13 protein-coding genes are annotated in these 12,459 nt (G+C 65.8%); 7 read left to right on the forward strand and 6 right to left on the reverse strand.

What is annotated here, in order from left to right:
• Window positions 1-1,153 (reverse strand): peptidylprolyl isomerase (locus B3446_RS06290; protein ID WP_291378494.1); only part of this gene is annotated, 1,153 nt, incomplete at its 3' end.
• Window positions 1,150-3,531, reverse strand: a complete 2,382-nt coding sequence (locus B3446_RS06295; RefSeq protein WP_191578921.1) for an LPS-assembly protein LptD — start codon at window positions 3,529-3,531, stop codon at window positions 1,150-1,152. The genes B3446_RS06295 and B3446_RS06290, both read right to left, overlap by 4 nt.
• A 168-nt stretch (window positions 3,532-3,699) precedes the next feature.
• On the opposite strand from B3446_RS06295, the gene B3446_RS06300 reads away from it, so the two are divergent.
• The 6 genes from B3446_RS06300 (at window position 3,700) to B3446_RS06325 (ending at window position 8,762) form a co-directional block, all read left to right on the forward strand.
• The gene (locus tag B3446_RS06300; RefSeq protein WP_191578885.1) at window positions 3,700-4,740 is read left to right on the forward strand and encodes an aminoglycoside phosphotransferase family protein; all 1,041 of its coding nucleotides are present in this window, start codon (window positions 3,700-3,702) and stop codon (window positions 4,738-4,740) included.
• The gene (gene murU, locus B3446_RS06305; protein WP_291378497.1) at window positions 4,740-5,426 is read left to right on the forward strand and encodes an N-acetylmuramate alpha-1-phosphate uridylyltransferase MurU; all 687 of its coding nucleotides are present in this window, start codon (window positions 4,740-4,742) and stop codon (window positions 5,424-5,426) included. Before B3446_RS06300 ends, murU begins: the two co-directional genes overlap by 1 nt.
• 159 nt (window positions 5,427-5,585) lie before the next feature.
• Window positions 5,586-6,284 (forward strand): DUF6776 family protein, encoded by a 699-nt coding sequence (locus tag B3446_RS06310; RefSeq protein ID WP_191578883.1) that lies wholly within the window; start codon window positions 5,586-5,588, stop codon window positions 6,282-6,284.
• A gap of 161 nt (window positions 6,285-6,445) precedes the next feature.
• Entirely contained in the window at window positions 6,446-8,071 is a 1,626-nt protein-coding gene (locus B3446_RS06315; RefSeq protein WP_291378500.1) for an FAD-dependent oxidoreductase, read from the forward strand.
• On the forward strand, window positions 8,068-8,310 hold the full coding sequence (locus tag B3446_RS06320) for a hypothetical protein (RefSeq protein ID WP_191578881.1): 243 nt from the start codon (window positions 8,068-8,070) through the stop codon (window positions 8,308-8,310). Before B3446_RS06315 ends, B3446_RS06320 begins: the two co-directional genes overlap by 4 nt.
• Window positions 8,307-8,762 (forward strand): MarR family winged helix-turn-helix transcriptional regulator, encoded by a 456-nt coding sequence (locus tag B3446_RS06325; protein ID WP_191578880.1) that lies wholly within the window; start codon window positions 8,307-8,309, stop codon window positions 8,760-8,762. The genes B3446_RS06320 and B3446_RS06325 overlap by 4 nt, the downstream gene beginning before the upstream one ends.
• A gap of 18 nt (window positions 8,763-8,780) precedes the next feature.
• Here the strand turns inward: B3446_RS06325 and B3446_RS06330 are convergent, their stop codons facing one another.
• The gene (locus B3446_RS06330) at window positions 8,781-9,107 is read right to left on the reverse strand and encodes a 4a-hydroxytetrahydrobiopterin dehydratase (protein ID WP_056569168.1); all 327 of its coding nucleotides are present in this window, start codon (window positions 9,105-9,107) and stop codon (window positions 8,781-8,783) included.
• 69 nt (window positions 9,108-9,176) lie between these two features.
• A complete protein-coding gene (locus B3446_RS06335; RefSeq protein ID WP_175138879.1) occupies window positions 9,177-9,824 on the reverse strand; it encodes an OmpA family protein in 648 nt (215 codons plus the stop codon).
• A 133-nt stretch (window positions 9,825-9,957) separates the two neighbouring features.
• On the opposite strand from B3446_RS06335, the gene B3446_RS06340 reads away from it, so the two are divergent.
• Complete coding sequence (locus B3446_RS06340; protein ID WP_291378504.1) at window positions 9,958-10,323, forward strand: hypothetical protein; 366 nt, start codon at window positions 9,958-9,960, stop codon at window positions 10,321-10,323.
• A gap of 31 nt (window positions 10,324-10,354) precedes the next feature.
• On the opposite strand, the gene B3446_RS06345 is transcribed toward B3446_RS06340, so the two are convergent.
• Both B3446_RS06345 and B3446_RS06350 read right to left on the reverse strand, forming a co-directional pair.
• The gene (locus B3446_RS06345) at window positions 10,355-10,963 is read right to left on the reverse strand and encodes a hypothetical protein (RefSeq protein WP_191578878.1); all 609 of its coding nucleotides are present in this window, start codon (window positions 10,961-10,963) and stop codon (window positions 10,355-10,357) included.
• Between the two features lie 12 nt (window positions 10,964-10,975).
• A complete protein-coding gene (locus tag B3446_RS06350) occupies window positions 10,976-12,340 on the reverse strand; it encodes a hypothetical protein (protein WP_291378506.1) in 1,365 nt (454 codons plus the stop codon).
• Between the last annotated feature and the right edge of the window lie 119 nt (window positions 12,341-12,459).

The raw sequence follows: 12,459 nt of genomic DNA on the forward strand, positions 1-12,459 counted from the left end.
TCAGGATGTGGCGCGCGCGCGTTTGAACGACCTGCGTGGGCCCCTGCGGCGCCTGCGCGCGCGCGGCCGGCTGCGGAGCCGGTTGCGGAGCGGCTTGGGGCGCCGGTGCGCGAGCCGTGCGGCTGGGCGCGGGCTGGGCGGTGCCGCGGTCCATCACCTTGATGATGTGAAAACCGTTGCCGCTCTGGATGAGCTGGCTGACCTGGCCCTTCTGCAGGTTGCTGATGGCCTTGACGAAGAGGTCGGGCCAGCCGTCCAGCGGACGCACGCCCATGACGCCGCCCTGCAGCGCCTCGGGACCGTCGGACGCCGCCGCGGCAAGGCTGGCGAAGTCGTCACCGCGCTTGGCTTGCGCCAGCAGGCCTTCGGCCTTCTTGCGCAGCAGCGCCAATTGATCCGGCGACGAACCTTCCGGCACGCGCACCAGGATCTGCGCCAGCGCGTACAGCATGGGACCGGCAGGCGCGGCGGCCTGCTCGGGCGTGGGCTGCTGTTGCGCCTGGGGTTGCGGTTGCTGGGCCTGCGGGGGGGCCGCGCCGAAAGCCGGGTTGCGGCGTTGGTCCTTCAGGAAGGCGTCGACTTCTGCGTCGGAGATGACGATGGTCGAATCGACCGCGCGCTGACGCAGGCGATCCGAGCGGATCTCGTCACGCAGCGACTTGCGGTAATTGTCCCAGGGAGTGCCAGCCTTCTCGAGCTCCTGGCGCAGTTGCGCCACGGAGATCTTGTTGCGCGCGGCGATGGCCTGGATGGCCGTGTCGATCTGGGCGTCATCCACGCGGATGCCGAGGCGGTCGGCTTCGTGACGCTGCACGCGTTCCATGATGAGACGCTGCAGCACCTGGTGTTGCAGCGTCTGGTCGTCCGGCACCTGGATGCCGCGCGATTTGAGTTCGCCTGCGATGCGCTGGGAAGCGTCGCGCAGTTCGCGCAGCGTGATCACATCCTTGTCGACGATCGCGGCAATGCCGTCCACGAACTGCTCGCCCTTGGCCGCGGGCGCTTCCTTGTTCTGCGCAGCCGGAGCGGCCTTGGCGCTGTTCGCGCCGCGGGCGGTCTGCTCGGCCGCATGAGCGGCGGGCAAGCCGGCGCACAGGGCCAGCAGCAGCGCATTGCCGGAGAGGCGGCGCAAAGAGTGCAACCTACGCATCATTCATACCTTTCAAATGTGGTCCCGGCCTGCGCGGGCGGCGTGACGCGCGTGTAACCGGGGATACTTCTGTTCAGCAGGTTCATCGGGTCGGTTCCGAGGGAACCCAGGCCCGTGAGCTCAAGCTGGAAGAACAGCGCGGAGTTGGTGTCCGCCGCCGATACGGCGTAGCGCTGGTAGACCACGCGGCCTACCCAGCAGCAGTCGCCCTTGTATTCCAGGCCGGCAATGGCCTGCGTCACGCGGGGAGATTCCGTCGTGTTGGCCACCGTGCTGGACGGACCTGAACGCAAAGAATAGTCCACCCGGCCCACGCCGTACCAGCGCTTGGTGAACGGCCACTGGACCGCCAGGCTGACCTGGTTCTGGCCTTGGGGCTGGTACGCGACGCCGGGCTGGGGATCTCGCTGATAGCGATAAGCGACCGCCACCGTAGTAAGGCGCTGCGGAGACCAGCGGGCACTGACAAGTCCTCGCGACCAGTTGCTGTCATACGGGTTGTAGAGCGCCGTGATATCGGTGCTAAGCGTGTCCGTCAGCGCGGCAGTTGCGCCCAGCAGGAAATCGGACCGTACGTTTTCACGCGGCGTTTCAAACGGCAGGGTAACTTTCTGATCTTCGAAGTAGAACCGTTGCGCCGCCGATAGCGAGAGCCGCTCGAAACCGGAATTTGCGTCCAGCCACCGCGTGGTCAGAGCCGCCGTAAGCTGATTGGCGTTCGCAATGCGATCCCAGCCGCCGGTGTATATGTTTTCCTCGAAAGCCTGCGAAAAGCTGAAGTCCGCCAACGACGTGTCGTACACGGGCAACTTCGACTGGTCGCGGTACGGCACCCTGAGGTAGTACAACCGGGGCTCGAGCGTCTGTGTAGACGCCTTGCCGAACAGCGACGTCTCGCGCTCGAAGATCAGGCCAGCATCCAACGACATGATCGGCACCGTGCGAGACTGCGACCGCGGCAGCCCGTCGGCCGACCCGCCATTCAGACCCAGCGTATCGACGCCGTACCATTTGGTCTGATATTGGGTGAAGTTGACGCCCGCCTTCGGGATGATGAACCAGCCCGGCCTGACGATGGGATAGGAAACCGTCGGGTAGGACTGGAAGCGATCGCCATCCGGATAGCGGGGCGCGCCACTGAATTCGGGCCTTTTGAAGCGTACTGCGGTGGAAGTCCACTCTGCATCGAATCCGCCCCAGTCATAACGCGCGCCACGCAAGTACAGCTCGGGCACCTTGTCATAGGGAGGCAGCAAAGGCGCGTCGGGGTCTTGTAGCGTTTGATACTTGAAGACCTGCGCGTAGGCGCTCCAGTAGCTTGAACCCCAGCCGACACGCGCGCGCTGCGGCAGGAAGGTCGTCGACGCCTGGTTCAGGCCAAGCTGGGATATATCCCGGAAATAGTCGTCATCGGACACCCTGGCGATGTCCCAATCGGTATAGAACCCGTTCGACAACACTTGCTGGTGACGCCACCAATACATCCACCGATCTTCGCCGGTGATGTTGTCATCGGGCAGATAGGTGCCGTCAATGGTGCCCATGTAGGTGGGCCGCATGTAGCGGAACTCGCCGCCCAACTGGGTGCCGCGTTTGGAAAAGTAGCGCGGCTGCACCGTCAAATCGTAATTGGGCGCCAGGTTGAAGTAGTACGGGATCGAAATGTCGAAGCCGCCCTGACTGGTCGTGCCGTACGTCGGAATCAGGAAGCCCGACTTGCGCTCGCGCTTGACCGGGAAGGTCATGTAAGGCGATGCGAGGATAGGCACGTCCTTGAAATACAGCACGCCGCCGCGGGCCACGCCTTCGTTTTCGTCGAAGTCGATATCGACCGAATTGGCCTTGATGTACCAGGACGGGTTTTCGCACGGGCAGCCGCTGTACGTCACCGTGTGCAGCCGCATCTGCGACTTGCTGAAGATGTCCGCGTGGTCGGCGACGGCAAAGCCGCCCGTGGCGCCGAGCCAGAAATTGGGTTTTTCGACTTCGCCGGAATACCGGTCCACGTTGAACGTGGCGTTCGGGCCGGTTACCAGCGTGCCGTCGCGCATCATGCGGGCGTTGCCGCGCACGTCGACCTTGCCGGTGTCCTTGCGGTAATTGATCTCGTCGCCCTTGATCACGCCGTCGATGCGGCGCACCTGCGCGTTGCCGGACAGCGTGAGCTCGTAGTCGGGGTCGCCCGAAATGGTGTCCGCTTCCATGAAAGCGGGAATGCTCTCGTCGGGCAACCGGTGCATGCGCAGACCGGGAGATGTGCGCAGTTGGGGGGTTGACGTGACCGACGGCGCGGAAGCAGCGGTGCCCGGGCTACCTTGAGCCTGGGCGGCTCCGGCGGCGACGCTGACAACAGAGAGGATCAACCACGGAACCTTGCGCACGAATGAAAACAGCCCTTTTTGACCACGGGAGAGCCGGACAAAGGCGCCCACGGGGGGCCAATGCTGACGGAAATGAGCCGGTATTATAGAGAAGCCGCGAACAACGCCCAGCCTTATGTTCGCCAAATCGAAATTTCCGCAATTTTGCCCTTCTGACACGGATCTTCCTTGAAAAACGATCACGACCCCCGCTTGGCGCAGGTGCGCAACTGGCTGCAAGGCCTGCCCCCTGCCCTGAACCTGGCCGTGGAGACGCTGCGCCCCGCGTCGGCTGACGCAAGCTTTCGCCGGTACTTCAGGCTGGACGCCGGATCGCGCACCCTGATTGTCATGGACGCCCCGCCCCAGCACGAGGACTGCCGCCCCTTCCTGCACGTGGACAAGCTGCTGGCGGACGCCGGGCTGAACGTGCCGGCGGTGCTGGCGCAGGACCTGGACCAGGGCCTGCTGCTACTGTCCGACCTGGGCGAACAAACCTACTATCAGCGCATCCAGGACGGTCTGGACGACGCTCAGTTGCAGACGCTGTACCGCGAGGCGCTGGCCGCCCTGGTCAAGCTGCAAAAGGCCTCGACCGACGGCCTGGGCATCTACGACAGCGCCCGCCTGGCCGACGAACTGAAACTGTTCCCCGAGTGGTACGTGCAGAAGCATCACGGCGTCACGCTGGACGACAAGACCGCCAATGCTCTGGAAAAGATCTTCGCCCTGCTGTCCGCCAGCAACGGCGGGCAGCCCCAGGTGCTGGTGCACCGCGATTTCCATTCGCCCAACCTGATGGTCTGCGACCAGCCGCAGTACGGCCCCAACCCCGGCGTCATCGACTTCCAGGACGCGTTGGCCGGCCCCATCACCTACGACCTGGCGTCGCTGGTGACCGACGCGCGGACCACCTGGGAAGAACCGCAACAGCTCGACTGGGCGATCCGCTACTGGGAAATGGCACGCGCGGCCGGCCTGCCCGTCGACGCAGATTTCGCCGAATTCCACCGCGCCTATGAATGGATGGGCCTGCAGCGCAACCTGCGGATCCTGGGTGTCTTCGCGCGCCTGAACCACCGCGACGGCAAGGCGCACTACCTGGCGCACATGCCGCGCGTGAACGGCTACGTCCGCCAGGTGGCGCAGCGCTACGGCGTCTTCACGCCGCTCCTGCGCCTGCTGGATCGCCTGGACGACCGCCAGGTCAGCGTCGGATACACGTTCTGATGCGCGCCATGATCCTCGCCGCGGGCCGCGGCGAACGCATGCGCCCGCTGACCGACCGCCTGCCCAAGCCCATGCTGCCGGTGGGCGGAAAGCCGCTGATCGTCTGGCACCTGGAGCGCCTGGCCGCGGCCGGTATCCGGGACATCGTCATCAACCACGCCTGGCTTGGCCACGAGATCGAACGCGGGCTGGGCGATGGCGCCGCGCATGGCGTGCGCATCCGCTATTCGGCCGAAGCCACCGCACTGGAAACGGCGGGCGGCATTGCGCAGGCGCTCCCCCTGTTGGGCGACGACCCGTTCCTCGTCATCAATGGCGATATCTGGTGCGACTGGGATCCGGCCGCCGCGCAAGACGCCGCGCGCCTTGTGGCGCGGGGCGGCGCCTGGCTGCTTTTGGTGGACAATCCCGCGCACCATCCTGCCGGCGACTTCGTCCTGACGGCTGATGGGCGTGTGCTGGCCCACGGCGAGCCGCGTTTGACCTTTGCCGGCGTGGGCGTCTACCATCCTTCGTTGTTCGCGGACGTCCCGCGCGGCGAAGCAGCGCCGCTGGCGCCGCTGCTCAGGCAGGCGATGGGCCAGGACCAGGTGCACGGCGCCCGGCATGCGGGCCGATGGACGGATGTCGGCACCCCGCAGCGGCTTGCCGACCTGGACGCGGCACTGGCTGACACGGCAGCCTGACACGGCAGCCTGACACCCACATATTTCACAATATCAAGGTGCGCAACGAGGCTTGTCTGCGCACCATCGCCCCCGGCTAACGGGGTATTCTCTGACGCTTTGGCATGCGCGCGCCGCTTGCCCACAGGCATAAACACAGGAAGTTTTCTAGGAATGGGGATGTTTGGAAGATCGCAACGGGCCACGTTCAAGCCCTCCGTATACCAGCCGGGGCAACGCACGCGCCGCATGCCGCGCTGGCTCGTCCTGCTGATGGTTGGCATTGCGCTTGGCGCGGGCGGTGTGCTCTTCCTGCAAACCAATTACGGCCCGCAACGCCTGACCGTCGAACAATCCGAACAGCTGCACAGCGAGCTCAGCGCCTCCAACATGGAGCGCCAGCGCCTGCAGACCCAGCTTGAAGAAGCCACCCAGCAGCGCGACGCCAACAAGGCCGGTCACGAAAAGCTGACCACCGACCTGGCGGAATCCCGCGCCAAGATCGAAACGCTGAACAAGGAACTGGTGCTGTTCCAGGACGCCATGCCGCCCGATCCCCGTGGCGGCAACCTTGGCATCCGTTCGGCCAGCTTCAAGCGCGCCCCCGGCCTGCTGGACTATCAGGTGCTGGTGATGCGCGAAGACCGCACGGGCGCGCCCTTCAAGGGCACGCTGACCTTCGCCATCGAAGGTTCCTATCCCAATGGCCGCGCCGCGACCGTGACGCCGGAAGGCCCCGCGCTTACGGTCGACCGCTACGACTACGCGCTGGGTCAGCTCAAGCTGCCCGACGGTTTCACCGCACGGGTCGTGGTGCTGCGAGTGCTGGATCCCAACCAGAAACAGCAGGCGATGCGCATCTACAACATACGCAACTAAGGCATGCGCAACGGACGCATGTGCCATTGAAGGCCCCTTTCACGGCCTAACCTGGCCCCCAAACCCGCCCGTCGGCGGGTTTTTTATCGTCTTCATAATTTGGTTGCGTGCGCAACATACCGGGAATATAGTTGCGCAAACAACCAGATTATGGAGACGGCATGACGCTCCCTTCGCACGTTCCCGTCCTGATCGCCGGCGGCGGTCCGGTCGGTCTGACCCTGGCCGCCCTGCTCGCCGAGTACGGCATTGCCTCGCTCACCGTCGAGGCCGATGAAGCCTACTGCAGCGGCAGCCGCGCCATCTGCATGTCGCGCCGCTCGCAGGAAATCCTGGGCTGGATCGGCGCCGACCGGCCGCTGATCGACACCGGCCTGGCGTGGACAGGCGGGCGCAGCTATTACCGCGACCGCGAAGTCCTGCACTTCCAGATGCCGCACGATCCCCTGCAACGGTATGCGCCGATGGTGAACATCCAGCAGTACTACGTGGAGGAATTCGCGCACCAGGCCATGCAGCGCCACCCCGGCCTTGCCACCCTCGCCTGGTCAGCACGCGTCACTGCCGTGCAGCCCGGTCCGGACGGCGTATCGGTAGAGGTGGAGGCGAACGGCGCCCGCCACACGGTGCGCGCCGATTGGCTCGTTGCCTGCGACGGCGGCCGCAGCACCGTCCGCGAATCCATGGGCCTGAAGCTGGAAGGCATGCAGTACGAAGGCCGCTACGTCATCGTCGATATCGAACAGGAATCGCAACGGCCCGTCGAGCGCCTGGCGTGGTTCGATCCCCCATCCAATCCCGGCTCCACGCTGCTGATGCACCGCCAGCCCGGCAACGTGTGGCGCGTCGATTACCAGATCCGCGACGACGAAGACCCCGACGAGGCCGTCAAGCCGGAAAACGTGCTGCCGCGCGTGCAAAGCCATCTGGACATGATCGGCGAGACCGCCCCCTGGAAGCCGCTCTGGATCTCCATCTACAACGCCAAGTGCCTGACGCTGGACCGCTACCGCCACGGCCGCGTGCTGTTCGCGGGCGACGCGGGCCACCTCGTGCCGATCTTCGGCGTGCGCGGCCTGAATTCCGGACTGGACGACGCCGGCAACCTGGCCTGGAAGCTGGCGTGGGTGCTGAAGGGCCAGTCGCCCGACACCCTGCTGGACAGCTACAGCATCGAGCGTGTGCATGCCACGCGGCAGAACCTGGCTTATGGCGCCAAAAGCACGGAATTCATGGCGCCGCCGGATTTCGGCTTCCGGCTCATGCGCGACGCCGCGCTGCGCCTGGCCCTGGTGGACGACGGCGTGCGGTCGCTCATCAATCCGCGCCAGTCCGCACCTATCTCCTATGACACCTCGCCGCTGAACCGCGAGGACCGTGCGCCCGAAGCCGGTCCTGCCGCCGCGCCCGGACAGCCCGCGCCCGACGTGCTGCTGCAAGACGGCGAGTCCCCGCAGTACCTGACCGCCAACTTTGGCGCGGGCTTCGTCGCGCTGGCCATTACGCCCGATGCGGCGTTGTCGGCGGCGTTGAACACACTGGCTGCGGGCACACAGAACGCGCCGCAGCCGCTCCGGGTGCTGCGCGCGGGCGAAGGCGGATTGGCCGACCCGCACGGCCAGCTTGCCGCGCGTTACGGCAATCAAGCAGGCGCCGTCTACCTGCTCCGTCCGGACGGCTACGTGCTTGGCCGTTGGATCGCGCCCGCCGCCGATGAACTGCGCGCCGCGCTGGCGCCCTACTACCCCTCGCTGCACGTGAACGACACCCCGAAAGGCCAAGCATGAACAATGAATCTCTGGATCAGGTCTACACCAGCATGGCGCAGGCGCTGACGCGCGTCGGCGAATCGCGCGCGCCGCTCTTTCTGTCGATACTCGGGTTGTCGTTGCTGAGCCGCCTGCCTTCCACGCAAGACGCGCTGGCCCTGCTGGCGCAGGCCGAAGCCGCCAGCCTGGAGGACGACGCTATGGCAAACTATCCGGCCTCATCTTCCGCGGGCGCAGATCCCGCCCGCCCGACGTGAAAACGCCCCCTCTGGAACGATTTCTGACTTACCGCCTGCACGTGCTCAACAAGATCACGGACCGGGACACGAATCGGGCTTACTTGAAGGATTGCGACATTCCTCTGGGCGAGGCGCGGTGCCTGGCCGCCATCGGCCGGTTTGCGCCGCTCTCGGTCAATGACCTGGCGCGCGCCGCCAACCTGAACAAGGGCCAGGCCAGCCGCTCCGCGCAGGCACTGGTGGATCGCGGGCTGGTGGAAAAGACGGTGTCGGCGTCTGACGGACGCGGCGTCGTGCTGGCGCCGACCGCCGAGGGCCTGACGCACTACCGCCGCATCATCGACCTCATCGCGCACCGCAACGAAGAGATCTTCGGCTGCCTGACCGCCGACGAACAGCGGCAGTTCGGCGATATGCTGGACCGCCTGATCGGCCATCTGCACACCGAGGCCGGCGACGCCGCGGACTGAGCGCGGCGGCAGCTTCGTTCAGGGCTGTGCCTTCGGCGCCGTCGCGCCCGCGTGCTCGGCGGCTTCGTCCATGAACTGCGCCATCCGCACGTCCAGTTCGGTCACGCCGCCGGCGTCATGCGTGGTCAGCGTGACGTCCACGCGGTTGTAGACGTTGGTCCATTCGGGGTGATGGTTCAGCTTTTCCGCGAACATCGCCACGCGCGCCATGAAACCGAACGCGGCATTGAAGTTGGGAAAGCGGTAACGCTTTTCGATGGCATCGCGCTCGGCCACGGCCTGCCAGCCGGTGAGCGCGGCGATCGCGATATCGGTGCCGATGCGGGCGGGGGGAAAATCGCTCATGTCAGACTCCGTAAAGAAAGGCGGCGGCGCATCGCGCCAGCCGCCTGTCAGCAAATGACGCGCCCGCGTTTATTGCTGGACCGCGTACAGGTAGATCTCCACGCGCCGGTTCAGCGCGCGCCCTTCGGCGGTCGCATTGTCGCCGATCGGGTCGTTCGGACCGCGGCCTTCCACCGTCAGACGCGTGCCGGCCACGCCCTGCTTGGCCAGGTAATCCGTCACGCTCCTGGCGCGGTTCACAGACAGCGTCTGGTTATGCGCCAGCGCCCCGGTGCTGTCGGTATGGCCGACCACCTTGGCCCGCAGTTCAGGATGCTGATTCAGCGAACGCGCCACGCTGTCCAGCACCGGCAGCAACGCCGGCTTGAGCTGCGTCTTGTCCGTATCGAACGACACGCCGCTCGGAATATTGACCTTCAGGCTGCCGTCGGGCATTTCGACCACGTCGATGCCGAGCGATGACGCGCCGGACTTCTGCACGTCATCCTTCACGACCTTCCAGTTGTACCCCACCAGGCCGCCCGCCACCGCGCCGATGCCGGCCCCGATCGCAGCGCCCTTGCCGTGCCCGATCAGTGCGCCGATACCCGCGCCCAACGCCGCGCCCGCGCCCGTCCCGACAGCGGTATTCGTTTGCTGTTGCGTCGCGCAACCGGCCATCAAGGCACCCGCCGCCACAATCACGGCGATACGGTTGAGTGTTCTTCTTGAATTCATGGCAACCTCCACTGTCCATCCATCCAGATACCGGATCATTCCGGCGAGGATCATGCTAGCAAGGGGAAATGGGGCGCCGGGCAACATTTTGTACGCGGCCAACGCTAAGATGGCGCTTCCGATGGAGAAACCCATGTCCGTGGCGCGCACCTACTTTTTCAACAGGATGGCCGGCAACGAACTCGCCCGCTTGTGCGGCGCAAAAGCGGATTTCTTCCTTGAAAACGTCGACGACCTGGAACTCGCCGTCACCCGCCTCCAGGCCTTGTGCCGCAACGAAGGCATGAGCAGCGCAGTGGTGCGTGCCGCGCTCAATCCCGCGCCCGGAATCGGCGATCTGGTATCGGCAGCCGTGCCGTTGCTTGGGCTGATCTGGACCTCCGCCCAGACGGTTGGCGCCGCGGTTCAACCTCAAGCCGACGTGAGCTTGCGCCTGACGTCGAACACGTCGATCAGCGTCGTGTTCTCGGATCCGGCCCATGTGCCGACGATCCGGTAAGTAACGCCTTCGCGGCCCCTCAGCGGTGCGATCACCCGCGCCGGCCAAACACCATCGCCAGCCCGAACAACGCCCCCAGCCCGCCCACGATGGCCAGCGACACCGATGGCTCGCGCAGGTTCAGCGCCATGATGGCCGATCCCGCGCCCAGGGCGGTGATGGCCAGCCCCACCAGGCGCCCCGCCGTGGAGCCATAGAAATGCGTGCGGCGCGCCGCCTGCGTGCCGGCCGGCTGGCGCTTTTGCCAGGCCGCCAATGCCTGCTCGAACTCGCGTAGCAGGCGTTCGCGCCGGGGCAGGTCCACCGCGCTGACCAGCACGGTGGGCAGGCCAGGACGGACCAGCTTGAGGTAATCGTCCGTGCCCCAACTGGACAGTTCGCCGAAAGCGATGGGTTTGCGGCGTGAAAACTCCAGCCCTTCGGCGGTCACCTTCACGTCATTGCGCGTGGGAAATCCCCTGAACGCCACCAGCGGCGGCACGAGAAGGCCCAACACGGCAAGCACGGCAGCCAGCCCGATCGGCCCGCGGTTGAAGACCACGAGCATAAAGCTGCCTGCCGCCAGCGCGAACGCGAGGGGCACCGACAACTGGTGCCATCGCGTATAGACCGACACCGGGATCCGTTCGTTGCTGTTCATGCGTGCGCCTTGTCAGTTAGTCGCTCTTACAAGATTTGAACCGCCGGGGCCCATGGGCACCGAGCGGATGTCGGGCATGCGGTCCGGGTCGGGCCAGTATTCGACCTTCAGGATCGCTTCATTGAAAATATCGTCATCGACCAGCACCTCCGTGCGCAGCACCCCGCGGCCGCTGCTCACATTGAACTGAACCGACTCGTCCCAAGGCTTGGCGGTGAACTCGATGGATTGGCTGCGATCCTTGCGTATCCAGCGCCAGGCATCCGCCCACCCAGGGCGGGAGGTCATATTGTCGACGTAGTTGTCCACACGGTCGGCCCAGGTCTCCTCGCGCGGGCGCCCCTGCACCCACTGCATATCGGATGGTCCACGCGGCAGCAGATCCGGGTCCGTCGCGCGCGGGGATCCCTTGCTTGCCACGATGACGCTGATGCCCGGTCCGACGAGCTTCAGGATGTACGCGTAATCGCTGTGTTCGGTATAGCCCGGCATCACCACGTCCAGCACCAGACGATCGCGGCCAAAGATTTCCCCCTGCTTAAAGCCCTTCCACTCCAGCATCACGCGCACGCCGAACACGGCCCAGTTGAAATCCTCAAGTTCCTCTTCCCGGGTCGAATAGAGTTCGCGATCCTTCACGTCCGAGAACTGCGCGGAGCGCATGCAGCAACGCGTGAACCAGATTTCCAGTTCGCTTTCCTTGGCGCTGTCGCCCCAGAATTTGAAGTACAACCCGGCAGCCAGAAGGCACAGGCCCAGCGCAATCCATCCCCACACGGGAATGCCCAGCAGTACCGTGCCGCCGCTGGTAAGGCCGACCATCGCGCTGCCAAAGCCCCCCGCGCCCGCCACCACCCCGGCCGTGCTGAATGCGCCGCCCAACGAAACCAGGGCGGTGGCCACGCCGGTCAACCCGGACAACAGCAGGAACACGGATGAGGTGGCATAGGCGTTGCCCGCCTCGTAGTTCTTCACATCGTACTGGTCGATCGCATTCAGCGCGTTGTTGGCGCCGTCGACGAACGTGGCCGCTGCCGCAAAGACAGCGCCGGCCGTCCGCACCGCAGTCAGGCGCATGTTCAATTTCAGGTTCATGGTGAAGGCGGTGTTGGCGCCCACGCGTGCACCGATCGCGCCCGCGGTCACTTCGATCGCGACGCTGCCCACGCCCAACACCCCCGACGTGATGCCGAACCATGCCTTGCGCGCGGCCTTGGCGTCCTGCACGACCTGCGCGTTGCGCAAGTCCGAGACCGACGCATACAGCGCCACCAGCGTCAGCACGCCAGTCGCCCCCGCATTCGCGCCGTCCTTGGACTTTGCCCACTTGACCAGGCCCGCCAGCGGCGACATGGTCGGTGCGGGCAGGGCCAGCACGGGCGCGGGCGCCGGTAGCGCAAGCGCCGGCGATGGGCCGCCGCCGGGACGGGGCGGCGCCGCCCCCCCGGCGCGCCACCGCGCCCCCCCCCCCCCCCGGCAGGGGGTGGTGTGGGGGG

It is taken from the genome of Achromobacter sp. UBA5777 (assembly GCF_002418565.1).
Classification (GTDB): Bacteria; Pseudomonadota; Gammaproteobacteria; order Burkholderiales; family Burkholderiaceae_B; genus Achromobacter; species Achromobacter animicus.